Annotated in this window: 22 protein-coding genes; 7 read left to right on the forward strand and 15 right to left on the reverse strand. The window is 75.9% G+C overall.

Translation table 11 applies throughout. The features are described 5' to 3' along the window. Window positions 1-133 precede the first annotated feature (133 nt). Window positions 134-1,705 (forward strand): RNA polymerase sigma factor, encoded by a 1,572-nt coding sequence (locus CP968_RS06785; protein WP_150517131.1) that lies wholly within the window; start codon window positions 134-136, stop codon window positions 1,703-1,705. Between the two features lie 132 nt (window positions 1,706-1,837). Here CP968_RS06785 and CP968_RS06790 read toward each other — a convergent pair whose 3' ends face one another. The 3 genes from CP968_RS06790 to CP968_RS06800 all read right to left on the reverse strand — a co-directional run bounded on the left by CP968_RS06790 (window position 1,838) and on the right by CP968_RS06800 (window position 6,112). After that, window positions 1,838-3,271 (reverse strand): amino acid permease, encoded by a 1,434-nt coding sequence (locus tag CP968_RS06790; RefSeq protein WP_150517132.1) that lies wholly within the window; start codon window positions 3,269-3,271, stop codon window positions 1,838-1,840. Between the two features lie 75 nt (window positions 3,272-3,346). Next, window positions 3,347-5,548 carry a phage holin family protein gene (locus tag CP968_RS06795; RefSeq protein WP_189828857.1) on the reverse strand — a complete coding sequence of 734 codons (2,202 nt, stop codon included), beginning with the start codon at window positions 5,546-5,548 and terminating at the stop codon, window positions 3,347-3,349. Window positions 5,549-5,707: 159 nt separating this feature from the next. Continuing rightward, window positions 5,708-6,112, reverse strand: coding sequence for a hypothetical protein (locus CP968_RS06800; protein ID WP_150517133.1), 405 nt, complete (start codon window positions 6,110-6,112; stop codon window positions 5,708-5,710). Between the two features lie 173 nt (window positions 6,113-6,285). Between CP968_RS06800 and CP968_RS06805 the strand changes: the two genes are divergently transcribed. The 3 genes from CP968_RS06805 (at window position 6,286) to CP968_RS35325 (ending at window position 7,976) form a co-directional block, all read left to right on the forward strand. Beyond that, window positions 6,286-7,062, forward strand: coding sequence for an MBL fold metallo-hydrolase (locus tag CP968_RS06805; protein WP_150517134.1), 777 nt, complete (start codon window positions 6,286-6,288; stop codon window positions 7,060-7,062). Further along, the gene (locus CP968_RS06810) at window positions 7,059-7,727 is read left to right on the forward strand and encodes a DedA family protein (RefSeq protein WP_150517135.1); all 669 of its coding nucleotides are present in this window, start codon (window positions 7,059-7,061) and stop codon (window positions 7,725-7,727) included. Before CP968_RS06805 ends, CP968_RS06810 begins: the two co-directional genes overlap by 4 nt. 114 nt (window positions 7,728-7,841) lie before the next feature. Beyond that, window positions 7,842-7,976, forward strand: coding sequence for a hypothetical protein (locus tag CP968_RS35325; protein ID WP_268253256.1), 135 nt, complete (start codon window positions 7,842-7,844; stop codon window positions 7,974-7,976). Between the two features lie 19 nt (window positions 7,977-7,995). Here CP968_RS35325 and CP968_RS06815 read toward each other — a convergent pair whose 3' ends face one another. From CP968_RS06815 to CP968_RS06830, 4 genes are all read right to left on the reverse strand, one after another. Further along, complete coding sequence (locus CP968_RS06815; protein WP_150517136.1) at window positions 7,996-9,408, reverse strand: amidase; 1,413 nt, start codon at window positions 9,406-9,408, stop codon at window positions 7,996-7,998. Between the two features lie 212 nt (window positions 9,409-9,620). After that, a complete protein-coding gene (locus CP968_RS06820; RefSeq protein ID WP_189828860.1) occupies window positions 9,621-9,836 on the reverse strand; it encodes a hypothetical protein in 216 nt (71 codons plus the stop codon). Between the two features lie 58 nt (window positions 9,837-9,894). Next, window positions 9,895-10,971: an MBL fold metallo-hydrolase gene (locus CP968_RS06825; RefSeq protein ID WP_150517137.1), complete on the reverse strand. Its 1,077-nt coding sequence runs from the start codon at window positions 10,969-10,971 to the stop codon at window positions 9,895-9,897. A gap of 54 nt (window positions 10,972-11,025) precedes the next feature. Beyond that, window positions 11,026-12,243 (reverse strand): aminotransferase class I/II-fold pyridoxal phosphate-dependent enzyme, encoded by a 1,218-nt coding sequence (locus tag CP968_RS06830; protein ID WP_150517138.1) that lies wholly within the window; start codon window positions 12,241-12,243, stop codon window positions 11,026-11,028. A gap of 239 nt (window positions 12,244-12,482) precedes the next feature. Between CP968_RS06830 and CP968_RS06835 the strand changes: the two genes are divergently transcribed. Continuing rightward, window positions 12,483-13,358, forward strand: a complete 876-nt coding sequence (locus CP968_RS06835) for a methyltransferase domain-containing protein (protein WP_150517139.1) — start codon at window positions 12,483-12,485, stop codon at window positions 13,356-13,358. Between the two features lie 143 nt (window positions 13,359-13,501). On the opposite strand, the gene CP968_RS06840 is transcribed toward CP968_RS06835, so the two are convergent. The 4 genes from CP968_RS06840 to CP968_RS06855 all read right to left on the reverse strand — a co-directional run bounded on the left by CP968_RS06840 (window position 13,502) and on the right by CP968_RS06855 (window position 18,911). Beyond that, complete coding sequence (locus CP968_RS06840; protein WP_150517140.1) at window positions 13,502-14,329, reverse strand: aldo/keto reductase; 828 nt, start codon at window positions 14,327-14,329, stop codon at window positions 13,502-13,504. 67 nt (window positions 14,330-14,396) lie between these two features. Then, window positions 14,397-15,812, reverse strand: a complete 1,416-nt coding sequence (locus tag CP968_RS06845; protein ID WP_150517141.1) for an NAD-dependent succinate-semialdehyde dehydrogenase — start codon at window positions 15,810-15,812, stop codon at window positions 14,397-14,399. A gap of 151 nt (window positions 15,813-15,963) precedes the next feature. Beyond that, window positions 15,964-17,946: a DUF5107 domain-containing protein gene (locus CP968_RS06850; RefSeq protein WP_150517142.1), complete on the reverse strand. Its 1,983-nt coding sequence runs from the start codon at window positions 17,944-17,946 to the stop codon at window positions 15,964-15,966. A 65-nt stretch (window positions 17,947-18,011) separates the two neighbouring features. Further along, window positions 18,012-18,911 carry an arginase family protein gene (locus tag CP968_RS06855; RefSeq protein ID WP_150517143.1) on the reverse strand — a complete coding sequence of 300 codons (900 nt, stop codon included), beginning with the start codon at window positions 18,909-18,911 and terminating at the stop codon, window positions 18,012-18,014. 217 nt (window positions 18,912-19,128) lie between these two features. On the opposite strand from CP968_RS06855, the gene CP968_RS06860 reads away from it, so the two are divergent. Next, on the forward strand, window positions 19,129-19,857 hold the full coding sequence (locus tag CP968_RS06860) for a hypothetical protein (RefSeq protein ID WP_373304019.1): 729 nt from the start codon (window positions 19,129-19,131) through the stop codon (window positions 19,855-19,857). Between the two features lie 64 nt (window positions 19,858-19,921). Here the strand turns inward: CP968_RS06860 and CP968_RS06865 are convergent, their stop codons facing one another. From CP968_RS06865 to CP968_RS06880, 4 genes are all read right to left on the reverse strand, one after another. After that, window positions 19,922-21,907 (reverse strand): dipeptidyl-peptidase 5, encoded by a 1,986-nt coding sequence (locus CP968_RS06865; protein WP_150517144.1) that lies wholly within the window; start codon window positions 21,905-21,907, stop codon window positions 19,922-19,924. 13 nt (window positions 21,908-21,920) lie between these two features. Further along, window positions 21,921-23,279, reverse strand: a complete 1,359-nt coding sequence (locus tag CP968_RS06870; RefSeq protein ID WP_150517145.1) for a M20/M25/M40 family metallo-hydrolase — start codon at window positions 23,277-23,279, stop codon at window positions 21,921-21,923. Next, complete coding sequence (locus tag CP968_RS06875; protein ID WP_150517146.1) at window positions 23,272-24,105, reverse strand: M55 family metallopeptidase; 834 nt, start codon at window positions 24,103-24,105, stop codon at window positions 23,272-23,274. The genes CP968_RS06870 and CP968_RS06875 overlap by 8 nt, the downstream gene beginning before the upstream one ends. Before the next feature lie 250 nt (window positions 24,106-24,355). Beyond that, window positions 24,356-24,799 (reverse strand): SRPBCC family protein, encoded by a 444-nt coding sequence (locus CP968_RS06880; protein WP_150517147.1) that lies wholly within the window; start codon window positions 24,797-24,799, stop codon window positions 24,356-24,358. Between the two features lie 188 nt (window positions 24,800-24,987). Here CP968_RS06880 and CP968_RS06885 point away from each other — a divergent pair, with 188 nt between their 5' ends. After that, on the forward strand, window positions 24,988-26,049 hold the full coding sequence (locus CP968_RS06885) for an Rv2578c family radical SAM protein (protein WP_150517148.1): 1,062 nt from the start codon (window positions 24,988-24,990) through the stop codon (window positions 26,047-26,049). Window positions 26,050-26,167 lie beyond the last annotated feature (118 nt).

Below are 26,167 nucleotides of genomic sequence, written 5' to 3' on the forward strand. Positions count from 1 at the left end.
CGACTCGGGCATGCGATGAACCGACAGGTGTCCTCGCGCGGCCCCGGAATACAGACCCCCCTCGGGTCTGTTTCCCGAGTTCGCGCGATGATGTCCCGCTCACCCCTTATCTGTTCGCAACGAGAGGCTCCTTGTGTCGCTCAGCCCGTCCCGTACGTTCCCTCCGGAGATCGCCGAATCGGAGGCCCTCGTCGCGCTCGTCGAGCGCGGCCGCGAGCAGGGTCACATCAACGGTGACGACGTGCGCCAGGCCTTCGAGGCCGGCCGCATCCCGGTGGACCAGTGGAAGCGGGTCCTGCGCAGCCTGAACCAGGTCCTGGACGAGGAGGGTGTCGCCCTCCACGTCAGCGCGGCACCCGCCACCAAGGCTGCCGCCAAGAAGCCCCGCAAGGCTGCCGCCGCCCCGGCCCGCGCCGTGACCAAGAAGGCCGCGGCCCCGCCGCGCCCGATCGGCGCGCGCAAGACCGCGGCTCCCGCCACCGCCGCGGCGATATCCGCTTCGCCGGCCGGCGCGGAGGACGAGGTGGCGGCCGAGGCCGGCGCCGAGCCGAAGAAGCGCACGGTCAAGAAGACCGCGGTGAAGAAGACCGCCGTGAAGAAGACCGCCGCGGCGAAGAAGACCAGCGCCAAGGACGCCGACGAGGGCGAGACCCCCGCCGTCGGCGAGGACTGGGCGGCGGAGGACCTCGCCGACGAGGCCGAGGAGGAGGCCCCCAAGGCCGGCGGCACCCAGGGCTTCGTGCTCTCCGACGACGACGAGGACGACGCCCCGGCGCAGACGGTCATGGTCGCCGGCGCCACCGCCGACCCGGTCAAGGACTACCTGAAGCTCATCGGCAAGGTGCCGCTGCTCAACGCCGAGCAGGAGGTCGAGCTCGCCAAGCGCATCGAGGCGGGCCTCTTCTCCGAGTACAAGCTCGAAGAGGAGGAGGACCACAAGCCCGCGTTCAAGCGCGAGCTGGAGATCCTCGTCGAGGACGGGCGCCGCGCGAAGAACCACCTGCTGGAGGCCAACCTCCGCCTCGTGGTCTCGCTCGCCAAGCGCTACACCGGCCGCGGCATGCTCTTCCTGGACCTGATCCAGGAGGGCAACGTCGGCCTGATCCGCGCCGTGGAGAAGTTCGACTACACCAAGGGCTTCAAGTTCTCGACGTACGCGACCTGGTGGATCCGGCAGGCGATCACGCGTGCCATGGCCGACCAGTCGCGCACGATCCGCATCCCGGTGCACATGGTCGAGATCATCAACAAGCTCGCCCGCGTGCAGCGCCAGATGCTCCAGGACCTGGGCCGCGAGCCCACCCCGGAGGAGCTGGGCAAGGAACTCGACATGACCCCCGAGAAGGTCATCGAGGTCCAGAAGTACGGCCGCGAGCCGATCTCCCTGCACACCCCGCTCGGCGAGGAGGGCGACAGCGAGTTCGGCGACCTCATCGAGGACTCCGAGGCCGTCGTGCCCGCGGACGCGGTCTCCTTCACCTTCCTCCAGGAGCAGCTCCAGTCCATCCTGGGCACGCTCTCCGAGCGCGAGGCGGGCGTGGTCTCCATGCGCTACGGCCTCAACGACGGGCAGCCGAAGACCCTGGACGAGATCGGCCGCGTGTACGGGGTCACCCGTGAGCGCATCCGCCAGATCGAGTCCAAGACCATGTCGAAGCTGCGCCACCCGTCGCGTTCGCAGGTGCTGCGCGACTACCTCGACTAGGGCGGCCCGCGGGCCTGCGGGCCCGCGGCCCGGGCCGGTCGCGAGACCGGGCTCCCGGGCCGGAGCGGCAGGCCGGAACCCCGCGGAGCCGGACGGGCGTGCGCCCGTCCGGCTCCGCGGGGTTCCGTGCGCTCAGGCGGCCGCGCGCTGCCGCCGTGCGGACATCACGGCGTAGCAGAGGACTCCGGCGAAGAGGAACAGCACGCCCTGGTAGACGGCGGCGTAACCGGAGCCCGCCACCAGCCACATCGAGAAGCCGAAGGCCAGGCAGGCGAGGGCGGCGTCGCGGGCCAGCCGGCCGCGGTGGACCTGCTCGGCGCGGCCGGTGAGCAGGAAGTGGATCTGCGCGGCGGTGGACAGGAGGTAGGGCACCGTCGCGGTGAAGGTGGTGACCAGCACCAGGACCTCGAACACGCCCCGGGATCCGGCGGTGTAGTTGTACACGGTCAGCCCCGAGGCGAGGACCACGGTGACCAGGACGCCGACCACCGGTACCCCGCGCCGCCTGCGCGCGAAGGGCTTCGGGAAGAGTCCGTCCCTGGCCGCCGCGTACGGGGTCTGCGCGCTGAGCAGGGTCCAGCCGTTGAGGGCGCCCACCATCGAGACCACGGCGGCGCAGGCGACCGCGGTGCCGCCCCAGGTGCCGCCGAACATCGCGTCGACGGCGTCGGTGAAGGGGGCCCGGGAGGAGACCAGGGTGTCGTGGGCGACGAGGCCGAAGACGGACAGCGTGCCCAGCAGGTAGACGGTGGCGGCGCCGACCGTGCCGAGGATCGTCGCGCGGCCGACGTTGCGGGCCGGGTCGCGGACCTCGCCGGCGCTGACCGCGGCCGACTCCACGCCGAGGTAGCTGAAGAGCAGGATCGCGGCCGAGGCGGAGACGGCGCCGACCGCGCTCTGGTCGGTGGCCCGGAAGGGGCCGAGGTTGGCCGGGTCGAAGAAGAAGAGCCCGCCCACGGCGACGAGCAGCAGCGGGGCGAACTTCAGTACGGTCGCGACGAGTTGGACGGCGCCCACGTACCGGGTGCCGGCCAGGTTGGCCAGCGCCGGGAGCCACTGCACGGCGAGCGCGGCCAGGCACATGGACCACCGGTGCGCGCCGACGGCGGGGAAGAGCACGGAGAGGTAGCCGACGGAGGCCACCGCCAGGGCCGCGTTGGAGACCCAGGTGGTGATCCAGTAGCTCCAGGCGGCGAGGAAGCCCGCGAAGTCGCCGAAGGCGGCGCGGGCGTAGACGTACGGGCCGCCGGTCTGCGGGAGGCGGGCGGCGAGGCGGCCGAAGACGAGGGCGAGGGCGACGGCGCCGAGGGTGAGCACGGCGAAGGCGACGAGGCTGATGGTGCCGAAGGGGGCGACGGAGGCGGGGAGCAGGAAGATCCCGCCGCCGACGATGTTCCCCATGACCAGGCAGGTGGCGACGGGCAGACCGAACCGCCGGGCGTGCCGGTCCCGGGGCCCGGCGGCGCCGGGGTCCGCGGGGGCGGGGGCCGGTGGGCCGGCGGGGGCTCCCGGGGTGGGAACGTCGGGGGCGGCGGCCCCGGCGGGTCGGGCTGCGGTGCTGGTCATCGGGGGCGCGCCTCGGAACGTCTCACATGGTGGGCAGGACGCCCCATGGTCGGCCACCGTCCGAGCCGCACCAAATCAGCGGTTTTCGTCCCGTACGGGACCCTCTACGGAAGGAAAGGTTCCGCCTGATTCGCCCTCCGGCCGCCGATCCTCCACGGCCCCGGCGACGCCCCCGGCGGGCACCGCCCCGGTCGCTGGCGCGGACGCCGCTCCGGTCGCCGTCCCGGTCGCGGTCGCCCCCGTCTCCCCCGGCCGCGGGCCGAGGGGCACCTGCGGGCCGTCCGCCTCCCGTACCCACCGGCGCAGCACGCCGTGCACCGCCTCCGCGCCCACCAGGTCAGCGTCCGGCTCCGACAGCTCGGCCGGCCACATCAGGAACGGTTCGCCCTGCTCGCCGCCGAGGCCGCCGTGGGAGCCGATCTGCTCCTCGAAGGCGTGCACGGTGCCCGTGTCCGGGTCGTACGCCGAGTTCACCATGACGTCGGCCACGTGCGGGAAGGAGTCGGTGCGCCGGACGGCGTCGGCCGCGCCCGGCCCGAAGACGGCCAGCAGCTCCTCCGCCGCCCCCGGGACGTCGAGCCGGGCCGTCGCCCCGCCCGGGCCCAGCACCACCCCGTCCACCAGCAGGAAGCCCACGCCCGGGTGGTTCGCCAGCGTCGCCAGCAGCGCCGGGTGCGCCCGCTCGATCTCCTCCCGGGTCGCCCGGCCGGGAACGTCGGGGAACGAGATCAGCCCGAGGTTCCCCGACGCGAGCACCACCGGGTCCGAGCCCGGCCTCGGCCGGGCCTCCTCGTCCTCCTCCGCCGGCCGGTGCAGCGCCGCCAGGAAGCCGGCCCGGGCCTCGGCGCCGCTGCGGGTCCGCACGGCCCGGCGCGGGACCGGCAGTCCGCAGCCCGCCCGGACCAGGTCCCTGAGCGTGAGCCCGTACCGCCCGAGGAAGGTCTCCCCGGGGCTCTGGCCGTGGTCGGAGAGCAGCACGATCCGGTAGGTGCGCGGGGCGTGCTCGGCGACCCGGCAGACCAGCGCGATGCTGCGGTCCAGTCGGGCCAGCACCTGCTCGGTGTCGCGGCCGCGCGGGCCGGAGTGGTGGGCGACCTCGTCGTAGGCGACCAGGTCGGCGTAGACCGACGCGCGGCCGGCCAGCATGTCGCCCACCACGGCCGCCACCACCACGTCCCGCTCGACCACCGTCGCGAAGGCCCGGATCAGCGGGTACAGCCCGCCGCGGCCCACCCGCGGAACCTGTCCGCGCAGCCGGGCGCGGACCGACTGGCGGATCTCGCGGCCCACCTCGGCGACGAAGGAGAGCGCGGTGCGGACGGCGTTGGCAGGGTCGGAGAAGTACGCGAAGTAGCCGGCGCGGGAGCGGTTGGCCGGGCCCCGGCGGGCGGAGACCGACAGGACGAGCGCGAGCTGGTCGGCGCCGCCGCTGAAGAGGTTGCCGCGGCTGGCCCCGTCCATCGTGAGCAGGCCCCCGTCCCCGGTGCGCAGCACCGCGCGGCGCTGGAGCTCGGCGGCGCTGGTGGGGCGGTTGCAGACCACGACCTCGCCGGTGTCCTTCTCGTACCAGCGGAAGGCCGGCACGTCGAAGGTGGAGCCGTGCAGGATGCCGAGCTGGCTGGCGCCGGTCTGGCTGGACCAGTCGGTGCGCCACGGCGCCAGCCGGTGGCCGGCCGCCAGCAGGCCGGCGGTGGCCGGCATCAGTCCGCGGGCCGCGGCGTCGCGCAGCACCGCGTGGCCGACCCCGTCGAGCTGGAGGAAGACCAGCCCGGGCGCGGCCCCGGGGGCCCCGGGCGCGCCCGCCCTGCGCTGGCGGCGCCGGCGGCGGTCGGCGAGCCGGTAGAGCCGGCGCTGGTAGGCGCCGTCGTCGCGCACCGCGAGCGCGGTGGAGGTCGCGGACGCCACGGCCGACATCACCGCGGCCACCACCACGGCGGTCTCGGGGGCCACCTCGCCGCCGCCGTCGGGGACCAGGTGGAGCGCGAGCAGCAGCAGCGAGCCGTTCAGGAAGAAGACCAGCAGCCCGAGCACCAGGGCGGGCACGAGCAGCAGCGCCCGGACGACCAGGGGCCACACGAGGGCGCCGAGCAGGCCGAAGGCGCCGGCGCCCCAGGCGGCCGTGACGGTGATCCGCGTGATGCTGTCGCTGTCGCCGGACCGCAGCCGGAAGTCCGGCAGGATCCCGGCCAGGGCGAGCATCGTCAGCGTGGACACCGCCCACACGAGGACCACCCGCACCAGTGCGGCGCCCGCGGCCCGCCACCGTCCTGCCACCACGCCGCACCCGCCTCACCGTTCCGGCCCGCCCGCTCGGGGGGCCGCACGGCCAGGCTCGCACAGCGCGCTCCGCGCGGGCGGGCCGACCCGGCGACCGGGGCGGCGGGCCGGGCGGGGCGTGCTCCGGCAGCGGTTTGCGGCGCGTGCGGCGGCGGGACCTCAGGTGCCGTCGTACCCGGCCGTCGGCATCGACAGCCGCCGGTGCACCTCCGCCTTCATCCCGGAGGTGTACCGGGGCTCTTCGTACCCGGCGAGCTCCAGCCGTACGCCGCGCCGCGCGCACGCGTCGGCGAACTCCCCGGCCGAGCGGAGCGCCCGGGCCAGCACCCGCTCGTTGGCGGCGACGAACAGGTCGACCGTCCCGGCGTCGACGTCGCACCAGAGCCCGCAGTGGTCCGGCCGCAGCCCGTAGACGAACAGCTGCCTCGTCACCCGGTAGCCGCGGTCCGCGGCCCAGCGGGCGCACATGGCCTGCTGGCTCCGGGTGTCGACGGCGAAGGGGTCGGCGTCCAGGTCTTCGAGCGGGGCCAGGCTGGCGATCGCGGCCACGCGCAGCTCTTCCATGGCGCCCGACCCTACTCCGATCCGGCGCCGGGGAGGAGGGGCGGGTGGACTTCCGGTTCCGTCCGGATCGCCGGGGCAGGATGCAAGCGGCGCCGGACGGCCCCGGGCGGTGGCGCCCGGGGCCGCCGGCTCCCGTTTAGGCTCGTGGACGACGTTCGAGGGAGGGAGGGCCGGTGCCGGCGGAGATCACCTGGTGGGGACATGCCACGTGCACGGTCGAGGACTCCGGTGTCCGGGTGCTGACGGACCCGTTGTTCGGGCGTCGCCTGGCGCACCTGCGGCGGCGGCGCGGAGCGGTGCCCCCGGACGCGGCCGCGGTGGCCGACGTGGTGCTGGTGTCGCACCTGCACGCCGACCACCTCCACCTGCCGTCGCTGGCCCGGCTCGCGCCCGGCACCCGGCTGCTGGTGCCGCGCGGCGCGCGCGGCGCGGTGCCGGGACTGGCCCGGGTCGCCGGGTCGCGCGGGCTGGCGGTGACCGAGGTGGGTCCGGGCGACGAGGTCGCGGTGCGCGCCGGGGTGCGGGTGCGGGCGGTGTCCGCCCGGCACGACGGGCGGCGGCTGCCCTACGGCCCGCAGCGGGTGCCGGCCCTCGGGTACGTGGTCGAGGGCGCCTCACGCACGTACTTCGCCGGGGACACCGGCCTGTTCGACACGATGGCCGAGGAGGTGGGGCCGGTGGATGTGGCCCTGCTGCCGGTGGGCGGCTGGGGGCCGTACCTCGGGCCGGGGCACCTGGACGCGGGGCGGGCGGCGCGGGCCCTGGCCGAGCTGGCTCCGGCGGCCGCGGTCCCGGTCCACTACGGGACGTTCTGGCCGATCGGCATGGACGCGGTGCGGCCGCACGAGTTCCACGCCCCGGGCGCGGAGTTCGAGCGCTGGGCGCGCCGGCTGGCGCCGAAGGTGACCGTACGGGTGCCCGGGCACGGCGAACGGGTGCGGCTGCCGTGACCTGGCAGGAGCTCGTGACGGCGGCGACCACCGGCCAGGTGGCGCCGGGCTCCGCCGGGCAGGCGTTGGGCTACCCGGCGCTGTTCGTCCTGGTGGCCCTGGGCGCGCTGGTGCCGGTCATCCCCACGGGGGCGCTGGTGAGCACGGCGGCGGTGGTCGCCTTCCACCAGCAGTCGCTGCCGTTCGGGGTGGCCCTGGTCGTCGGCGCGGCCGCGGTCGCGGCGTTCGTCGGGGACATCGCCCTGTACTGGCTGGGACGGCGCGGGGTGCACTCGCGGGGCGGCTCGCGCTGGCTGGAGGCCCTGCGCCGCCGGGCCTCGCCGGAGCGGCTGGAGCAGGCCCGCACCAAGCTCGACGAGCACGGGGTGCTGGTCCTCGTGGTCTCCCGGCTGGTCCCGGCGGGCCGCGTCCCGGTGATGCTGGCCTGCCTGCTGGCGGAGCTGCCGCTGCGCCGCTTCGCCCGCGGCGACGGCCCGGCCTGCCTCGCGTGGGCGGTCACCTACGGCCTGATCGGCATCCTGGGCGGCTCGCTCTTCTCGGAGCCGTGGAAGGGCGTGGCGCTGGCCGTCGCCCTGACCCTGCTGATGAGCGCGGGACCGGCGGCCTGGCGGTGGGCCGCGAAGACGGCCCGGACCAGGCGGGCGCGGACGAAGACGGCCGGGTAGGGCCGGACCGGTGGGCGGGGCTCGGACCGGAGTGCGGCGGACCGCTGGCGGGGGCCGCTGCGGCGGCCCTACCCTGCTGTGGACCGCAGTTCGCTTTCAACGGGGGGAAGTCCCATGCGCGTTCGTCGTATCACCGCCGGTCTGTTCGCACTGCTCGCCGCCGCCGTGCTGGTGGGGGCCGGGATCCAGGGCGCGGCGGCGTCGCACGGTTCCGTCGTGGCCATGAACAAGGCCGAGCTCGTCGGCTGAGGTCCGCGGCCGGCCGTCGTCAACGGGCGAGATCCGGCAGGCGGCCGGCCCACGGCCGCACGGCTTCGAGCTGTGCGGCCACCTGGACCACGGTGGTCTCGTCGTGCTCCCGGCCCACCAGTTGCACGGCCAGCGGCAGTCCGTCGCTCCCGAACCCGGCCGGGACGGACGCGGCCGGATTGCCGGTGACGTTCCACAGCGCCGTGTACGCGATCATCGGCAGCGAGCGGACCGCCGCGCGCAGCATTCCCGCCCCGTCCAGCGCGCCGACCGGGCCCGGCCGTGCGGCGACGGTCGGGGTGAGCAGCAGGTCGATCCGCTGGAAGACCTGGTTGGCGCGCACGGCCATCCGCTCCCCGGCCCGCACCGCGCGGGCCACGACCGGTTCGGGCGTCAGCCGGGCGAGCAGCAGGGTCTGGCGGGTGCGCCGCTCGACGAGGTCGGGCCGCTCGGTGCCGGCCGCCTCGAACCGGACCCCGCCGCCGAACTGCGGGACGAACGCCGCCGTGGTGTCGGGGTAGCGGGGGTCGACGGGCCGTACGTCGTGACCCAGTTCGCGCAGGGCCCGTACGGTCGCGTGCAGGGCCCGTACGTGCTCGGGGTGCGGGCGCACGCCGGGGGCCGCGGGCTTGGCCGAGTACCCGATGCGGAGCCGGCCGGGCTCGGTGCGCGCCGCCTCGGCGAATCCCGTCCGGGTGGGCCGCGCGGTCCAGCGGTCGCCGGCGGCGGGGCCGGCGAGCACGTCGTACAGGAGGGCGCTGTCCAGCACCGTCCGGGTGAGCGGTCCCACGGTCCCGAGGGCGTGCCACAGGTGCGGGTGCGGGGCGGTGGAGACGCGGCCCCGCTGCGGTTTGAGGGCGAACAGGCCGCAGCAGGCGGCCGGGATGCGCAGGGAGCCGCCGCCGTCGCCGCCGAGCGCGGCCGTGGCCAGGCCGGCCGCGACGGCCGCGGCGCTGCCGCCGCTCGATCCGCCGGGGGTGCGGGCGGTGTCCCAGGGATTGCGGGTGTATCCGTAGGCCGCGGACTCGGTGAACGGCCATTGCCCGAACTCCGGCATGGTCGTCTTCCCGACGACCACCGCTCCGGCCGCCCGCAGTCTGCGCACGGCCTCGGAGTCCCGGGCGGCGGGGGTGCGGTTGGCGGCGCCGCCGAAGGTGGTGACCTCCCCGGTGACGTCCAGCTCGTCCTTGACGGCGACCGGCACGCCCTCCAGCGGGCCGGCCGGGGCTCCGGCGGCGCGGGCGGCGTCCCGGGCGTCCGCTTCGGCCAGGGCCTGCGCGGCGCGGACGACGCGGAACGCGCCCAGGTGCCGGTCGAGCCGCTCGATGCGGGCGAGCGAGGCCTCGACCAGCCGCCGGGCCGACACCGCGCCCGTGCGCACGAGTTCGGCCTGCCGTGCCACGCCCGCGAGGATCAGCTCGGTGTCGTCCATGGCGCCCCCCGGATGCACCGGCCGCCGACCGCGGTCCGGCGCCTGTGGTGTCGGTCATAGGAATGATCTTGAACAGCCAACGGAGCGTATCCGCGGCGCGGGGCGCGCACAACGGTGCCGAACCGGTCGTCCCGTCGGGACGGACCGTCGGGACGCAGGACCGGACCGCAGGACCGGACCGCACGCGGTGCGCGCGTCGGCCGTGCTGACGCTCAGACGTAGGCGGTCGCGAAGAGCTCCAGGTGGCCGCAGCGCGGGCAGCGGTAGGCGTCGATCTGCCGGCGGGGCTTGCCCATGCGCTTCGCACCCCCGAACAGGCCGCGCTCCAGCGGCCCGGGGATCCAGCGGGCGTAACCGCGTGCGTGCTCGCCGGTGTCCTCGACGAAGCCCGGTTCCAGGTCGGTCGCGCCGCAGTGGGTGCACTTCACGCCGCTCGCATCGGTCACGTCGCTCGCATCGGTCACGCCGCGAGTCTACGAAACGGCGTCAAGGCCCCAGGGTCCGCGAGCCGCCGACGGGCAGGTCCCAGAGGTCCTCGCGGGCCAGTCCGGCCCGGCCCCAGGCCGCCCTGACCCGGTGCAGGGGTTCGGTCACGGGCTCGGCGGAGAGCACGAAGGCGGCCCAGTGCATGGGGGCCATCCGCCGGGCGCCGAGGTCGAGGCAGGCCCGTACGGCTTCTTCGGGGTCGGCGTGGACGTCGCGCAGCCACCAGCGCGGCGCGTAGGCGCCGATGGGCAGCAGGGCGAGGTCCAGGCCGGGGTGGCGGCGGCCGATCTCGCGGAACCAGTGGCCGTATCCGGTGTCCCCGGCGAAGTAGACGCTGCGCGGGGCCGGTCCGGGGGCCTCGGTGAGGACCCAGCCACCCCACAGGGACCGGCAGGTGTCGAGCAGGGACCGCTTGGACCAGTGGTGGGCGGGGACGAAGTCGAAGCGCACGCCGCCGAGTTCGGCCGACTCCCACCAGTCCAGCTCGGTCACCAGGGTGAAGCCGCGGCGGCGGAACCAGCCGGCGAGGCCGGCCGGGACGAAGAGGGGGGTGTGCCGGGGCAGCCGCTTGAGGGTGGGTGCGTCGAGGTGGTCGTAGTGGTTGTGGCTGATCACCACCGCGTCCACCGGCGGCAGTTGCGCCCACGGCACCCCGACGGGCGTCATCCGGGCCGGGGTGCCGAGGATGCGCCGGGACCAGACCGGGTCGGTCAGGACCGTCAGGCCGCCGACCCGCAGCACCCAGCTGGCGTGCCCGGCCCAGGTGGCGCAGAGCGCGCCGGGGCCGGTGACGGGCAGCGGGGCGGGCGCGTACGGCAGGTCGGGGATGCCGCGCAGCCCGTCGGGGCCGGGCCGCAGGGCCCCCTCGCGGGCGAGGCGGGCGAAGGCGCGGAGGCCGGGGAGCGGGGTGGTGAGCCGGTCGGCGAAGGACCGCGGCCACCGGCGGTGCTCGCCGAGCGGGCGCGGGGCGGAGCGGGCCGGGGCGAGCGGGTCCGGGCCGGTGCCGGGGGCCGTCGAGGGGGTCGCCGACGGGGTCGCGGACACGGGGGCGTCGGGGGCGTCGGGCTGGTCCCTCATCGAGAAGTCTCCGTTCTCCGCGCGTCGGGTCGGGCTGCGGCCGGGGCCCGGTCCTCAGGCCAGGCCGCCCAGGGTGGATCCGAGGAGGTCCAGGGCGCGCCGCACGTGCGGGAGGCCGAGGGGGTCGCGGGCGTGCAGCGCGGCCAGCCGCTCCTGCGGGGTCGCGCCCAGCAGCGGCCCGGTCGACAGCCGCACCCGCAGCGCGCCGAGCTCGTCGGCGAACCGCTGCCCGCCGGGCGTCGGCACGCCGAGCCGGGCCCCGAGCCAGTCCTCCAGCTCCATCGCGTCGCCGACCCCCTGCCGGGCCAGCCCGGCCCGCAGCGGGCCGAGGTCGGCGTAGAGGTGCCGGCCGGCCTGCGGGGGCCGGGCGAGCGCACCCGCGGCGAGCAGCTCGCGGTGGGCGGCGGCGGCGACGGCGCCGTGCAGGGCGGCTTCCGCCCAGGCGCGCCCGGCGACGGCGTCCGGTTCGTCGAGCGCGTGCGCGGCGGCCGCCGCCACCGGTCCGGCGACCAGGGCTCCGGTGGCGGTGAGCACGTCGAGGGTCCGGGCCCGCAGCCAGGTTCCGCGCGGGGTGTCGGGGAAGCGGAGCACGGCGGCCGGCCAGGAGGCCGGGAGCAGCGCGCCGGCCAGGTCGACGAGGACGGCGGCCCCGTCGGGGAGCATCTCGGCGGGGCTGAGGACCAGGGTTTCGCGGGGCCGGTGGACGGTGTCGCGCCAGCTCTCGTCGCTGACGACGAACAGCCCGGCGGACTCGGCCGCCTCGCAGGCCTCGCGCAGCATGTCCGGCGGCGGGACGGTGGCGGTCGGGTCGTCGGCGGCCGACAGGAGCAGTACCCGCGGGTCGCCGCCCTCGGCGCGCACCCGCCGTACGGTCTCCAGCAGCGCGTACGGGTCCGGTACGCCCCCGCACTCGGCCGGGGTCGGCACGTGGTAGGCCCGTCGGCCCAGCATCCGGACCTGCGGCGTCCACCAGGCGGGACAGGGCCGGGGCAGCAGCACGTCCCCGCCGTGGGCGGCGAGCAGGGCCAGCAGCAGGGCCGGGGCGCCGGGGCCCGCGGCGACGTCCTGCGGGGCGGTCGGGAGCCCGCGCCGGCCCCAGTGGCGGCAGGCCGCCTCGCGCACCGCAGGCCCTCCGCCCGCCGGTTCGGCGGCGGTGCGTCCGGCGGCGGCGGTCAGGACGGAGAGCAGCTCGGGCAGTACGGGCAGGCCCGGCTGGGGCGCGGGCGGGCCGTACCGGACCGGGCCGCGGCCTTCCGCCGTCGTGCGCTGCATCCCCGCCACCGCTCGCCCGCCTTCCGCCGTCGCTCCACCCGGCTCACCCGACCCTGACCTTTATACGATTATTTGTCCCCCGCTGCACCATCACGACGGTCGGCCCGGTCCTGCCCGCCCTCGGGGCACACGACACCCTTGGCACGCACACCCCGTGTCCACATGTCAAAACGCATATCTCATATGCCGAACGGAACGTCTACCGTGGGCACCTCGCTTCGACGAAGAGGAGTCGCCCCATGAACACCGCCGGGAACGCCGGGAGCCGAGCCGGGCGCGTGGCCGAGGACGGCCGGAACACGGCCGGGGGGAGCGCCGTCTACACCCACGGCCACCACGAGTCGGTGCTGCGCTCGCACCGGTGGCGCACCGCCGAGAACTCGGCCGCGTACCTGCTCGGCGAGCTGCGCCCCGGCCTGTCCGTGCTGGACGTGGGCTGCGGCCCGGGCACGATCACGGCCGACCTGGCGCAGCGGGTGGCGCCGGGCGGCCGGGTCACCGCCGTGGACGCCTCGGCGGAGGTCGTGGAGCAGGCCCGGCGGCACGCGGCGGAACGCGGGCTGACCGGGATCGCGTTCGCCACCGCCGACGTGCACGCGCTGGACTTCCCCGACGACTCCTTCGACGTGGTCCACGCCCACCAGGTCCTGCAGCACGTCGGCGATCCGGTACGGGCCCTGCGCGAGATGCGGCGGGTGTGCCGGCCCGGCGGGGTCGTGGCGGCCCGGGACGCCGACTACGCGGCCATGACCTGGTACCCCGCCGCGCCCGGTCTGGACGCGTGGCTGGCCCTCTACCGGCGGGTGGCCCGCGCCAACGGCGGCGAGCCGGACGCGGGCCGGCGGCTGCACGCCTGGGCGCGCGGGGCGGGCTTCACCGAGGTGGCGGCCTCGGCGACCTCCTGGTGCTTCGCGACCGGGGAGGAGACCGCCTGGTGGTCATCCCTGTGGGCGGACCGCACGACGGCCTCCGCGTACGCGGAGGCCGCCACCCGCGGCGGCCACGCCACCCCGGCCGAGCTCGCGTCCCTGAGCGCGGCCTGGCGGGCCTGGGGCGCCCACCCGGACGCCTGGTTCTCGGTCCTGAACGGCGAGATCCTGGCCCGGGTCCACTGACCCGGCTCGACCGGATCCGCCGCCACGGAGCGACGACGGCCCCGCCCGCCTCCGGGTCGCCCCGTACGAGAACGGTGCCCGCCCCGCGGAGCGGCCCTCCCCTGACCCGTGCCGCGGGGCCCGCGGTCCCGGCGTCCGGGCCCTCAGCCGTTGAAGCGGTCCGGGTCCGGGCCGGTGCGCTCGTCGCGGTTCAGCGCGGAGATCTCGCCCATGTCGCCCGCGCCGAGCTCGAAGTCGAAGAGGTCGAAGTTCTCCTCCATGCGCTCGCGCGTCGAGGACTTCGGGAAGACGATGTCGCCGCGCTGGAGGTGCCAGCGCAGGGTCACCTGGGCCGGCGACTTGCCGACCCGCTCCGCGATGCGCACGATGGCCGGGTCGTCGAGCACCTTGCCCTGGGCGATGGGAGACCAGGCCTCGGTGGCGATGCCCTGTTCGGCGCCGAAGGCCCTGACCTCGTCCTGCGTGAGGTAGGGGTGCACCTCGATCTGGTTGACCGCGGGCACCACCGTGCTGCCGTCGAGCAGCCGGCGCAGGTGGTGGGGCTGGAAGTTGGACACCCCGATGGCCTTGGCGCGCCCCGAGCGGTAGATCTCCTCCATCGCCCGCCAGGTCTCCACGAAGTCGCCCCTGCCGGGCAGCGGCCAGTGGACGAGGAAGAGGTCCAGGTGGTCGAGGCCCAGTGCGGCCAGGGTGCCGTCGAAGGCCCGCAGGGCGTCGTCGTGCGCGTGGGCGCCGTTGTCGAGCTTGCTGGTCACGAAGACCTCGTCGCGGTCGAGGCCGGAGTCCCGGACCGCCTGGCCGACGCCCTTCTCGTTGCCGTACATCTCCGCGGTGTCGATGTGCCGGTAGCCGGCCGCCAGCGCGGCCAGGGTCGTCTCCCGGGTGTCCTCCGGGGGGATCTGGAAGGTGCCGAAGCCGAGCTGCGGGATCCGGACGGCGTTGTTGAGGGTGACGGTCGGTACTGCGGTCACGGTGGCTCCTGGGGTCGCCGGTTTCGAGGCCGGTGAAGAACGGGGGGTGGAGAGGGGAACGGGAGGGTCAGCCGGCGATGCCGCGCAGTCGCGCGTCGGGCGGCAGGATGCGGACCAGCTTGCGGTTCACGAACTCCTGCGTGCCGAGCTTCGACAGCTCGCGCCCGTAGCCCGAGCGCTTGATGCCGCCGAACGGCAGGTCGGGCTGGGTGGAGGTCGGGTGGTTGACCCAGACCATGCCGGTCTCGATGCGCTCCGCGACCCGACGCCCGCGCTCCACGTCCGCGCAGAAGACGGAGCCGCCGAGGCCGTACCGGCTGTCGTTGGCCAGGGCGACGGCCTCGTCCTCGTCGGCCACCCGGTAGACCACGGCGGCGGGGCCGAAGAGTTCCTCGGCGTAGGCGCGCATGCCCGGCTTGACGCCGGTGAGGACCGTCGGTTCGACGAAGGCGCCGGGGCGGTCGATCCGGTGGCCGCCGGTGACGAGCTCCGCCCCCTGCTCCACGGTCTCGCGGATCTGGTCGGCCAGGTCGGCGGCCGCCCGTTCCGAGGAGAGCGGGCCGAGGGTGGTCGCCTCGTCCGCCGGGTCGCCCGGCCGCAGCTCCTCGAAGGCGCGGCGCAGTCCGTCCACGAAGTCGTCGTGGATCTCGTCCAGCACGATGAACCGCTTCGAGGCGACGCAGCTCTGGCCGGTGTTCGCCATCCGGCCCGCCACCGCGGCGCCGATGGTGCGCTCCAGCCCCTCGCGGTCGAGGACGACGAAGACGTCGCTGCCGCCGAGCTCCAGCAGGCTGGGCTTCATGTTCCGCCCCGCCCGTTCGGCGACCTCGGCGCCCGCCTTCTCGCTGCCGGTCAGGGAGGCTCCGCGGACCACCGGGCTGTCGATGACGCGCGCGATCTCGTCGTGGCTCACGAAGAGGTTGGTGTAGACCCCCTCGGGGGCCTCGGCGTCACGGAACAGGGACTCCAGGGCCAGTGCCGACTGCGGGCAGATGCCGGCGTGCTTGACCAGGACGGTGTTGCCCAGGACCAGGTTGGGGCCGGCGAACCGGACCACCTGGTAGAGCGGGAAGTTCCACGGCATGACCCCCAGCAGGACTCCGAGGGGCTCGCTGACCAGGTACGCTTCCCCCTCCTCGACGTCGAGCGGCTCGGCGGCGGCGAACTCCGGGCCGTGCTCGGCGTAGTAGTCCAGGATCGACGCGGCGAGGTCCACCTCTCCGCGCGCCTCCGCGATGAGCTTGCCCATCTCCAGGGTGATCGTCCGGGCCAGCTCCTCCTTGCGCTCGCGCATCAGTCCGGCCGCGCGGGCGACGACGGCGGCCCGCTCGGCGATCGGCCGGGCCCGCCAGGCCTCGAAGGCCCGGCCCGCCGTTTCGACCGCGTCGTCCACCGCATCGCCCTCGATGGCGTCGAATTCCGCGAGGGTCTCACCGGTGTACGGGTTGACGGTCGCGAACGGGCTCTTGCGCTGGTCGGACATGAACATCTCCAGGACGACGCGTAGGGGCGCAGGCCGGAACGATCTGTTCCGCCTCTCCTCCGGCTACCCGGCACCCCAGGGCGCAAACCGCTCGTACGTCCGGATTGGGTACATGTGTCCGACGGTGCGGGCCCGGACCCGGGCCCCGGCCTCAGCGCGCCTCCCCCTCCCCCGGCGGCCGCATCCGGAAGTCGTAGCGGGCCGGCAGCGGGTGGTCGGTCAGGTCCGCCCAGGCCTCGGACAGGGTCTCCTCGCCCTCCCGCAGGTCCGGGATCTCGAAGCCGTCCTCGAAGACCCGCCGGGCCGCGGCCACGTGCCCCTCCGCCGCCAGCAGCCGGGCCGCCAGCAGCCGGAAGCGGCCCCGCTCGCGCAGCGCGGGCCGCAGCCGGTCCCACACGCCGCGGGCCTCGGGCAGCCGCCCGGCCGCCAGCAGCGCGGCCATCGCCTCCAGGCCCAGCGCGTACTCGGCCGCCGCCCAGCCCTCGCCGCCCCGGGTCTCCCCGGCCAGGTCCGCGAAGGCCGCCGCGTACCCGTCCGCCGCCCGCGCCGGATCGCCGGCCAGTGCGTCCGCCACCGCCAGGCAGCGCAGCAGCGGCCACCGCGAGGGGGCGAGCGGCAGCCCGCGCTCCCAGCTCCGCACCGCCTGGGCCACGTCGCCCGCGTGCCACTGCGCCACCCCGAGGTGGTACTCGGTCAGCGGGTCCGCCGGGGCCGTTTCCAGCATGTCCCGCCAGTGCGTGGCGACCAGGCTCGGCCCGGGCGGCGCCACCCGGCCTGGCGCGGGGAGGACGCCCGTGCGCCACAGCTCCAGCCACGGCGCCTGCTCCTCCCCGAGCGTGGCCTCCTCGAACGGGGTGCCCGGCAGCTCCAGCCCCGCGCGCAGCACCTCCAGCGCCCCCCAGCCCGAACCGGCCGCCAGCCGCTCCCCCGGCTCGGTGTCGGCGCGGCCGCGCCACGCCTCGTACGCCGCGTCCACCCGCTCCCGGGGCAGTACGGCCTCCAGCGCGGCCCCGGCCGCTCCGCGCGCCGCCGCCCAGTCGGGCCCGTGCACCGCCTCCGGGTCCGCGGCCAGCGGGCCGTACGCCTCCAGCCAGCTGAACTCCGCCCCGCCCTCCAGCCGTACGTGCTCCAGCTGCGTGCGGGCCAGCCCGGCCTGGATCTCCGCGTAGCCGCCCGTGCCCGGCTCGGTCAGCCACTCCTGCCAGCGCCGGCCCCCCGCGCCGGCCCCCCAGACGAACAGCTTGCGCCCGCGCAGCAGCCCGGTGGAGGTCTGGACGAGGCCCTGCCCGGCGCCGTCCAGCGAGGCGATCCAGGGCCGGTCCCCCTCCCGGAGGTCGTAGAAGTAGTCGGCGGGGTACGCGCCGGCGAGCGGGTACGTGCGGTCGGCGCCCTCCCATTCCGGTACCGGGACGCGGCGCAGCGCGCGCTCGTAGCCGAAGTGCCAGGCCTCGTCGGCGGGGGCGAGGATCCGCGTCCCCGGTTCCTCGGGAACGGCGATGTTGGACCACCAGTACACGGGGGCGGGGCGCTCGTGCGGGTTGCGCAGCCGGACGCCGACGTAGAGGAACTCCGCGTCCTGCGGCAGCCACAGGTCCACCTGGAACGGCAGGTCGCGCAGCCGCTCCCACTCCCACAGCCGGACCATCGCACCGCCGTCGGGGGCCGGGACGAGTGCGGCGTGCACGGGGGCGCACGAGAGGGTGGTGTGGCCGGTGGCCCCGGTGTTCCACTCGATGCCGCCGGAGAACCAGGCGCCGTTCAGGGCGAAGTTGGCGGGCTGGAACACCGGGTTGCGGTAGAGGAGTTCACGTCCGGTGGCCAGGTGGACGAGCGAGTGGACGCGGCCGCCGAGACCGGGCAGGACGGTGACCCGCAGGTGTTCGTTCTCGATGACGATCGAGTCGAACTCCCGCTCCGCGCGCTCCCGTCCGTAGCCGTCGCGGAGCCGGACGGGCAGCAGGGAGCGCAGCGGCTCGTACCCGATCTGCCGGGCCATGTCGCGCGGCAGCCCGCCCCGCGCGCGCTCGTCGAGGGTGTGGACCTCGGCGGGCGGGCGCAGGGAGGGCAGGGGGTTCTCGGGGCCCAACGGGGCTGCGGGGAGGGTCAGTACGGCGCGTCGGACGGTGGTGGCCATGAGGGGAATGGAACACGCCGGGGCGGCCGGTGCACAGGGGTTCCGCGGAGGACCACCGGTCAGGATTACGCAAAGGCGCCCGCGACCAGGTCCGCGAGGAGCGCGCCCGCACGCGCGTCCGGGTCGAGGTCCGGGTCGTAGATGGTGACGTTGAGGCCGACGCAGCGCGGCGAGCGCACCAGCACCCCGAGCAGTTCGGACAGTTCGTCGGGGAGGAGGCCGCCGGGGTCCGGGCTGTCCACCGCCGGCATCACGGCCGGGTCCAGCACGTCGGCGTCCAGGTGCACCCAGAAGCCCGCGGTGGCCGGCGGGTTCAGGCCCTCCAGGGCGGCCCGCGCCACCGGTCCCGCACCGAGCTCGCGGATCTCGCCGACCGTGGCCGCGCCCATCCCGGCCGCCCGCAGCTCGGGCAGGTCGGCGTCGCCGTCGCGCAGTCCGAAGAGCCGTACGTCCTCGTCGCGCAGGTACGGGCCGAGGCCCTCCAGGTCCGCGAGGCCGGCCTGCCCGCGCCCGGTGGCCAGGGCCAGCTCCTCCCCGCCCGCCGCGCCGACCGGCCCGTTCACGGCCTCGTTGCCGGTGTGGCGGAAGTCGGCGGAGCCGTCGATCGCGGCCAGGCCGTACCGGCCGAGCCGCCGCATCGCCAGCGAGGCACCGAGCTGGATCGAGCAGTCGCCGCCGAGCACGACGGGGAACTCCCCGGCCCGCAGGTGGCGTTCGATGCGGTCGGCGAGGGTGACGGTGTACGCGGCGAGGGCGTCGGCGTGGAACACCCCGTCGCCCTCGCGCCAGTCGCCGCGGTCGTAGCGGGGCGGGACGACCACCCCGCCCTCGCGGGCGCCGAGCCGGGCGAGGAGGCCCTGTTCGCGCAGGGCCCCGGCCAGTTTGTAGACACCGGGGACGGTGCCGGGCGCGGGCGGCCGCAGGCCGAGGTTGGACGGGGCGTCGAGGAGCACCAGGGATCGCATGCCCTCATCCTGCGCGATGCGGGGCGCGATGCGGGGCGCGGGGCGCCCGCATGTGGCCGGTGGGCACGGGGCGGAGGTGGACGCGGACCGTGGACTGCGCGGGTGAACTCGGGCCCGGCGGAGGCCCGGTGGGCGCGCGGGCCGCATCGCGCGCCCGGGCCGCGGGGCCCGTTGGGGTCCAACGCCCCAGGTCGGAACGTGTGACACCATCCCCGGTGTGATCATCACCCACGACACTCAGGCCCTCCTGCTGGCGGCCGCGCGCAACAACGCCGTCTGGTGCGACGCCGTCTGCCGCGCCCACGGCGCGGTGGGCGCCTTCGGCCCGGACGCGTGGACCAGCGCCCGGCGGACCCCGCCGCTCTACCCCGACGCGGTGACGCTGACCCGGGCCGCCTCGCCGGCCGCGCTCGTCGCCGGGATCGACACCCGCTCCCCCGGCTGTTCGGTGAAGGACAGCTTCGCCGCCCTCGACCTGGGCCCCGAGGGGTTCCGGGTGCTGTTCGAGGCCCAGTGGATCCACCGCCCCGCGGGCCCGGCCGGCGTGGTCGCCGGGCCGTCGCTCGCCTGGTCCGCGGTGGCCGGCGCGGCCGAGCTCGCCGAGTGGGAGGCCGCCTGGGACGGTGCGGCCCCCGGCCTGTTCGGCCCGGCCCTGGCGACCGGCGCGGCGGCCGGGGACCTGGTCTTCCTGGCGGGCCGCAGCGGCGGCCGGATCGTCGCCGGCGCGGTCGCGAACCGCACCGGCCCGGTCGTGGGCGTCTCCAACCTGTTCGCCCACCCGGACACCACCGCGGGCGCCGCCTGGGCGGGCACCCTGACCGCGGTCGCGGCCCGCTGGCCGGGGCTGTCCGTGGTGGGCTACGAGTCGGGGGACGATCTGGACGCCGCCCTGCGCGCGGGCTTCACCACGCTCGGCCCGCTCCGCGTCTGGATCCCGTCCGCCTGACGGCGGCACGGCGGCCCGACCGCGACCGCGTCCCCGCCGGGGCCGGGCGCGCGGTCCGCGCCGCTCACGGCTCCAGCCGCAGCAGCGGCACGTCCGTCCGCTCGATCCCGAAGACCTGCGCGTACAGCGACAGTTCCGCCTCCAAGGCCCGGACCATGGTCTCCGCGCGCCGGAAGCCGTGCCCCTCGCCCGCGAAGGCCACGTACGCGTGCGGGACCGGCCGGCCGCGCAGCGCGGCCAGGAACCGCTCGGCCTGGGCGGGCGGGCAGACCGGGTCCTCCAACCCCTGGAGCAGCACGAAGGGGGCGGTGATCCGGTCGGCCAGGGCCAGTGGCGAGCGCTCGCGGCAGCGTACGGCGAGGGTCTGCGGCGGTCCGACGAGCCCGTCGATGTACCGGGACTCCAGATCGTGGGTCTCGTCGGCGAAGCCGACCAGGTCCAGCACCGGGTAGATGACCGCGGCGCAGGCGTAGAGGCCGGTGGCGGCGAGCGAGGCCGCCGCCGTCCACCCGCCGGCGCTGCCGCCGCGGATGGCCAGCCGGTCCGGGTCGGCGGTGCCCTCGGCGGCCAGGGCCCGGGCGACGGCCGCGCAGTCCTCGACGTCGACGACGCCCCACTGCCCGCGCAGCCGCTCCCGGTAGGCGCGCCCGTAGCCGGTGGAGCCGCCGTAGTTCACCTCGACGACCCCGATGCCGCGGGAGGTGAAGTACGCGATGTGCAGGTCGAGCACGGGCGGCACGTGGTCGGTGGGCCCGCCGTGCGCCCACACCACGTACGGGGGCGCTTCCTCCGGGGCGGCCCGGCAGGCCGGGTGGTGCGGCGGGTAGACGTGGGCGTGGATCTCCCGGTCGTCCGGTCCGGGGAAGGTGCGGGTCTGCGGCTCGGGGTAGTAGGCGGGGTCGACCGGGTCGATGCCCTCGGCGCCGACCACCCGGGTGTGCCCGGTGGTCGTGTCCAGCTCGACCACCTCGTACGCGCTGCGCGGGCTGGCGGCGACCCCGTAGACGCGGGTGCCGCTGACGGCGAGGGTCGGCTGCCAGGCCGTCCAGGGCCCGGCGGCGTCGACCAGGTCCCCGCTGTCGGGGTCCAGGACGCCGAGCACCGGGGCGCCCCGGCCGTGCAGCACGGCCACCAGGCCGTCGGGCAGCGGGGCGATCCAGCGCAGCCCCGGCTTCCACAGCGGACCGCCGAACTCCTCTTCGCGGGGGCAGAGGTTGACGGCGCCGCCTCCCTCGGGGTCGACCCGGTACGGGTTCCACCAGCCGCCCCGGTCGCTCACCGCGAGCAGGGCCCCGCCGGGCGTCCAGTCGACCTGGGCCACGGACTCCTCGGGGCCGCCGAGCACGGTCCGGGTCCCCTCCAGCCGCCCGTCCGGGGTGATCTCGGCCAGCTTGAGCTCGGTGCCGTCCCACGGCATCCGGGGGTGGTCCCAGGCGATCCAGGCGGCGCGCCGGCCGTCCGGCGAGAGCCGGGGCCCGGTGCTGAAGCGGTGCCGGCCGTCGGTGAGCTCCCGTACCCGGGTGCGGTCGCGCGCGGCCGATCCGTCGAGCGGTACGGCGGCGAGCACGCGGCGCACGTCGGTGGGCGCGGGCCCGGTGGACTCCTCCAGCACGCACCACACCTCGGCGCCGCGCAGCACCGGATCGGCCCACCGCAGGCCGCCGCCGGGGGACGGCGGGGTGAGGGGGCGCGGGTCGGGGCCGCCCGGGGCGTCCGGCTCGAACGCGTACAGCCGCTGGTCGTCGAAGTGGGCGAAGACCACCAGGGGCCCGTCCGAGGGCCGTGCGGTACCGGCCCAGGGGCGGCCGCCGTACTCGGTGACCCGGCTGCGGACGTTCCACGGCGCGGGCAGCGCCGTGACCTCCGGCGCGTCCCCGTCGGGCCGGCGGCGCACGAGGGTGCGCCGGCCGGCCTCCTCGGGGCGGGGCTCGGTCCACCAGACCTCGGCGCCGACCGTGCCGACGTACTCGGGCCGCCCGTCGAGCGAGGCGGCGAGCGCGGCGTCGATCGGGGAGGGCCAGCTGCCGTAGGGCAGGGTCACCGCCGCCATCACAAGGTCTCCCTCACAGGGTCCGCAGTGCGTGGTCGAGGACGCGGACGCCGAAGTGCAGGGCCTCGACGGGCACCCGCTCGTCCACGCCGTGGAACAGGGACCAGTAGTCGAATCCGGGCGGCAGCTTCAGCGGGGAGAAGCCGTACCCGGTGATCCCGAGCCGGGAGAACTGCTTGGCGTCGGTGCCGCCCGCCATGCAGAAGGGGACCACGTGCCCGTCCGGGTCGAACCGCTCGACGGACTCGCGCAGGACCGCGTACGTGCGCCCGTCCACGGGGGCCTCCAGCGCGACCTCGCGGTGCTGGAACTCCCACTGCACGTCCGGCCCGGTGAGGGCGTCGAGGGTGGCGATGAACTCGGCCTCGCCACCGGGCAGCATCCGCCCGTCCACGTATCCGACGGCCTGTCCGGGGATGACGTTCAGCTTGTAGCCGGCGCTGAGCATGGTGGGGTTGGCGCTGTTGCGCACGGTCGCCTCCACCAGGGTGGCGGCCGGACCCAGGCCGGCGAGGACCTCGTCGAGGCGGAAGCCGGGCGAGCCGGGAGCCGCCGACAGGCCCTGGAGGGCGGCGAGTTCGGTGATGCAGGCGGTGACGGTACGGGTGAGCCGGACGGGCCAGCGGTGTTCGCCGATCCGGGCCACCGCGGCCGCGAGCCGGCTGACGGCGTTGGCCCGGTTGGGCTTCGAGCCGTGGCCGGCGGTGCCGGTCGCGGTCAGCTTGAGCCAGGCGGTGCCGCGTTCGCCCGCGGCGATGGGGTAGAGGGTGCGGCCGGGGCCGGCGTGCACGGTGAAGGCACCGGACTCGCTGAGCCCCTCCGTACAGCCCTCGAAGAGCCGCGCGTGCCGGTCGGCGAGGAAGCCGGCCCCGTCGACGGCGCTGTCCTCCTCGTCGGCGGTGTAGGCGAGGACGACGTCCCGGCGCGGTCGGACCCCGGCGCGCGCCCAGGCCCGTACGACGGCCAGGACCATCGCGTCCATGTTCTTCATGTCGACCGCGCCGCGGCCCCAGACCACACCGTCGCGGACCTCGCCGGAGAAGGGGTCCACCGTCCAGTCGGCGGCCTCGGCCGGCACCACGTCGAGGTGGCCGTGGACGAGGAGGGCCTCGGCGGAGGGGTCGGTGCCCTCGATCCGGGCGACCACGTTGGTGCGGCCCCGGGTCCGCTCCAGCAGGACCGGTTCCAGGCCGGCGGCCGCGAGGCGCTCGGCGACGTACTCGGCCGCCGGGCGCTCGCGGCAGTCGCCGCCGCCCCGGTTGCTGGTGTCGATGCGGATGAGGCCGGAGGTGAACTCGACGACCTCGTCGAGCGCGACCCGGTCCACGGCGGCGGCCGGGGCCTCGGCGGTTACTGCGGGCATGTCAGCCATAGTGCTCCTCCACGGCCGAGGAGACGACGGTCGTGACCGCCTTGAAGGTGCGAATCCCCTCGTACATCGTCTCGCTGGTGTAGTCGACCCTGCGTTCGCCGCACCGCTCGACGCCCGGGACCACGGTCGCGGCCATCGCCAGGTGCTCGGCGTCGAACTCCAGCTCCACGCCGAAGGGGCCGCCGCGGACCGGTTCGTGGCGCACCGCGAGGGCCGCGGCCTCCTTGGCGGCGGCGCGGATGTCGGCGGCGGTGCGGGCCGGGGTCCGGCAGACGGCGGCGTAGCGCGACACGTGGTCCTTGACCGCGACGGTCACCGCGTCCGGGGCGTAGCCGGCGGCGTCGACACAGGTCAGGTCGTCGCCGGTGACGAGCACCACGGGCACCCCGAACTCGGCGACGACGTGCGCGTTGAGGAGGCCCTCGCTGGCGCGGACGCCGTTGACCCAGACCCCGGTGATGGAGTTGGCGAGGTAGGTGTGGGCGAGGACGCCTTCCGCGCCGGCGCCCGTGTGGTAGCCGACGAAGGCGACGCCGTCGACGTCGCCGTACTGGACGCCTTCGACCATGGAGAGCGCCTTGTGGCGGCCGGTCAGCATCTCGGTGCGGGCGTCGAGCTTCTCCAGCAGCAGGTTGCGCATGGTCCAGTGGGCCTCGTTGACGAGGACCCGGTCGGCGCCGCCGTCGTGGAAGCCGAGGACGGCGGCGTTCACGTCCGAGGTGAACAGGGACCGGCAGCGCTCCCACTGCGGGGTGCCGGGCAGCACGTCGGAGGGCCAGGTGACGCCGGTGGCGCCTTCCATGTCGGCGGAGATGAGGATCTTCATCGGGCCCCCGGGCGGTCGGTCGTGCGGCGGTGCGGCGCGCGCCCGTGGTACGGCGCGGACGCAGGGCCTCACCCTAGCCGCCCGGTCCCCGGGCGGCCGGGGGGCACGCCCGGGCGGTAGGACCACCCGATCCGGTGAGCCCCGGCGACCCGGCGCCGGGGGGCGCCCGGCGCGGCCGAGGGCGCGCCCGCCGGGCGCGGCCGGGCTCCGGGTCGGCGGGCTCCGGGCTCCGGCGCTCCGGGCGGGAGCGTCAGCCCTCGACCTCGGCGGCGAGGTTGGCCAGCAGGGTGTCGTAGATGCGGCCGAGGCCCTTGGGGGCGAAGGTGCGCTCGAAGAAGCCGCCGATCCCGCCGGCGCCGTTCCACACGGTGGCGGCGACGACCCGGGACCGGCCCTCGCCGGCCGGGGTCACGGTCCAGGTGGTGACCATGGAGGAGTTGCGGTCCTTCTCGACCAGCTGCCCGTCGGTGGGCTCGGAGACCTCCAGCAGGCAGTCGCGCACGCGCTTGCTGGTGGCCTGGAGCTTCCAGTGCACGAGGGTGCCCTCGCCGTCGCCGCCCTCGCGCACCTCGTACTCGCTGAAGTGCTCGGGAAGCAGCTTGCCCCGGGTCCCGGCGTAGTCCGCCAGCGCGTCGAACACCGTCTCCGCGTCGGCCGCGATGATCCGCTCCGTGGTGGCCTCGACCTGCGCCATGGCTGTTCCTCCAGCAGTTGTGATCGCTCGTCACGGCGAAGCCAACCACCTCCGGCCCGACGGCCCAAATCCGGGGTCGCCGGGAAGGCCCGGCGGCGGCCGGGCGCCCTCGGCCGCCCGGCCGGGCCGCACGATCATGGGAACGTTTGTTCTATTGTCGGGAGGAAGAACCACCAAGGGAGGCACCCATGCGCTGGGACCATCTGACCGACGGGTCCGCGGACGGGCAGCGGGCGACCGGACCGGCCGCGCTCTTCGGGGTGGACGGCGTCGTCACCCGCACCGTCGACACCCCCGAATTCCGCGGGATCACCTTCCACGAGGTGCGGGCCCGCTCGATCGTGAACCGGGTGCCCGGGGCCTCGCGGATGCCGTTCGAGTGGACGGTCAACCCCTACCGGGGCTGCAGCCACGCCTGCGTGTACTGCTTCGCCCGCAAGACCCACGGCTACCTCGACCTCGACACCGGCATCGGCTTCGACTCGCAGATCGTCGTCAAGACGAACGCCCCCGACCTGCTGCGCCGCGAGCTCGCCGCACCCCGCTGGACGGGCGCGCACATCGCCATGGGGACCAACGTGGACTGCTACCAGCGCGCCGAGGGCCGCTACCGGCTGATGCCCGGGATCATCGGCGCGCTGCGCGACCGCGCCAACCCCTTCTCCGTCCTCACCAAGGGCACGCTGATCCTGCGCGACCTCCCCCTGCTGCGCGAGGCCGCCGAGGTCGCCGACGTCGGCGTCAGCGTCTCGGTGGGCTTCACCGACACCGCCCTGTGGCGCACCGTCGAGCCCGGCACCCCCTCGCCCGCCGCCCGGCTGAACGCCGTACGGACCCTCACCGACGCCGGCATCGAGTGCGGGGTGCTGATGGCCCCCGTCATCCCCTTCCTCGGGGACGCCCCCGGGCAGCTGCGCGAGACCGTCCGGGCCGTCGCCGCGTCCGGCGCCACCTCCGTGACACCCCTGGTACTCCATCTGCGGCCGGGCGCGCGCGAGTGGTTCACCGCCTGGCTGCGCGCGCACCACCCGCACCTGGTCGAGCGGTACGCACGGATGTACGCGGGCGGGGCGTACGCGCCGACCTGGTACCAGCGGCAGATCACCCGCCAAGTCCACGAACTGGCGGCCGAATTCGGCATCGGCCCCGCCGGGCCGGGCGCGGCCCGGCGCGTGGTGACCCCCGAGCGGCCCGCCGACGGGCCGGCCGGGGCGGCGCCCGCCGGGGCCACCCAGCTGACCCTGCTGTGAACCCTCCCTGACACCGGCCGCCCCGCCGAGGGGTCATCACATCGGGCCAATCGGGGTCCCAATCCCGGCTTCCCGCCGCGGTTTCCGGGACGATTCCGCCCAGAACCCTCGGCTGGGA

This window comes from Streptomyces subrutilus (assembly GCF_008704535.1).
GTDB classification, from domain to species: domain Bacteria; phylum Actinomycetota; class Actinomycetes; order Streptomycetales; family Streptomycetaceae; genus Streptomyces; species Streptomyces subrutilus.